The sequence below is a fragment of the Streptomyces sp. NPDC029014 genome (assembly GCF_055564695.1).
Map to the genome: position 1 here is coordinate 1 of NZ_JBVHVT010000221.1, position 1,752 is coordinate 1,752.

At 59.9% G+C, this 1,752-nt stretch carries 3 protein-coding genes; 1 reads left to right on the forward strand and 2 read right to left on the reverse strand.

The window, feature by feature from the left end:
- Positions 1–533: hypothetical protein (locus ACZ4VL_RS40655; protein WP_468211060.1), on the forward strand; the 533-nt coding region annotated here is incomplete at its 5' end.
- An 18-nt stretch (positions 534–551) separates the two neighbouring features.
- On the opposite strand, the gene ACZ4VL_RS40660 is transcribed toward ACZ4VL_RS40655, so the two are convergent.
- Both ACZ4VL_RS40660 and ACZ4VL_RS40665 read right to left on the reverse strand, forming a co-directional pair.
- Positions 552–812 carry a hypothetical protein gene (locus tag ACZ4VL_RS40660; RefSeq protein WP_099470322.1) on the reverse strand — a complete coding sequence of 87 codons (261 nt, stop codon included), beginning with the start codon at positions 810–812 and terminating at the stop codon, positions 552–554.
- Between the two features lie 434 nt (positions 813–1,246).
- Positions 1,247–1,552 (reverse strand): hypothetical protein, encoded by a 306-nt coding sequence (locus ACZ4VL_RS40665; RefSeq protein WP_100468052.1) that lies wholly within the window; start codon positions 1,550–1,552, stop codon positions 1,247–1,249.
- Between the last annotated feature and the right edge of the window lie 200 nt (positions 1,553–1,752).

The window sequence follows — 1,752 nt, forward strand, 5'->3', positions numbered from 1 at the left end:
TGGCACTGAGCGAGACCCTGCTGGCGTTACGAATGAGGGACGGGGGCGAGGTGCTAGCAGAGGGCCAGGTCACCCTTCTACGGCTTCCGGTGGACGCGTTCCTGCGGGCCGTGTGGGCGCTCATCGAGGCCCATGGGATCGTCGTGCCGTTGGACGTGCCAGGCGGCGGCCCGCTCGATGCAAACGACTGGAGAGAGTGCTGGCGCCACCGCGTCATGGACCCGGTCAGCAACCACAAGCGCGTCCCGATGACCGGAGGCCACGCGCTGCCTCATGCTCCCCGCGTGCTGTCCACCAACCCGGATTCGGTTCGGCGGCTGGGCCAACTGCAGGCCGCCAAACGGGCTGACCGCTTGGACGAGGCGGAACACCGTTTCCGAGAAGCCCAGTCTCGGAAGAACAAATATTTGGAGCGGGTCAAGCGCGGCCTGGAAGCCCCCATGCCGCTGGACGATTACCGAGCGTGGGCCGATGAGGTGAGGCAACTGGGCGTGGACTGGGCTCGGATGGTCACCGAGAGCCGGGAGCAGTAGTCACTGCCCCCGGACTGGTCAGACATGCAACGTGTTTTCGAAAATGTCGGATTCGGGGTCCGTTTCAATGGTCGTGCTGCCATCCGCCTGGACCGTTACTGTCACCGTGACGTCTGGGTTCTTATGCTCGGCAACATAGACACCAGGCTTGCCTGGCACGGGCTTGAGATCTGAGGGAGTGATGAGGATTCCGTGCATGATAGGGTCCATGCCCTGCTCAATATCTCTCTCGTCATCGCTGTAAACCGGGACATCGATCTTCGCTTCACCCTTCAGCATGTTCACTTCCTTTCCGTGGTGTGGTCTCGCGAGTATCCACGTTCTGGAACCACCCTGCATAGGGCGAGTTTTTCACCAGGCACCGGTTCCAGTCCCTCTCCCCATCGGTCCACCACACCGGGCCACGTTCGCCCAAGCCTGTTTTCGCGCTGTCCACGGCGCGCCGCGCGGCGGCGAGTGCTTCCCCATCCTGGTTGGCTTCTGCTGACTTCACGGCACGCCGGGCGTCCATCAGCTCGTGGACCAGGCGCTCCCTCTCCGGCTCACTGAGGCCTGGGTTGGTGGTTCGCCAGAGGCGCCCGCGGACGATGAGGTAACGGCCGTCTGGGGTGGTAAGGGGATCCATGGGGAGGAGCGTATGGGGTGGGCGGTGACGGGGGAGCAGACAAAAGAAAGGCGGCACCCTGGCCGCCCTCCTCTCTTCGCACCCGCACTTAGGCCTCGTTATCAACAACCGCTGCGACAGCCTCGTTCGCAGCTAGCTTGTTGTAGAGCGGGAAGGTGGATTGGCCCACGCGATCCCACTCCGTGGGGTTCTTCAAGAGACGGTTCAAAGCCTTAGAGACGATTGACGCGCTCGCTCCAGAGCGTTGCATCCACTCACTCAAGTTGCGCTGAAAATGGCCTTTCCGCATGTCGGCTTTGATCTGCGAATGGCGCGTGGAGTGGACCACCATTCCCACAACAAGCGCAGCCTTCGACAAGTCTTGCTTACTCACGTTAGATTTTTGGATATTCATGATGTTTACCTTTTATTTTAGGTCAGCGGTATTGCCTCCCCACGAATCCAGATTACGACAGACCCCAAAAATGCAAACCCGAAAACAACACATTTATTTGACTAAAGTGTAAATATGACGGGCGAAAAGCAGATTTAAATAACCTTTGAACCGGCTCACATTTCAACGTCCCAGCAAGGCGCAGGCCTGGCGGAAGCCAC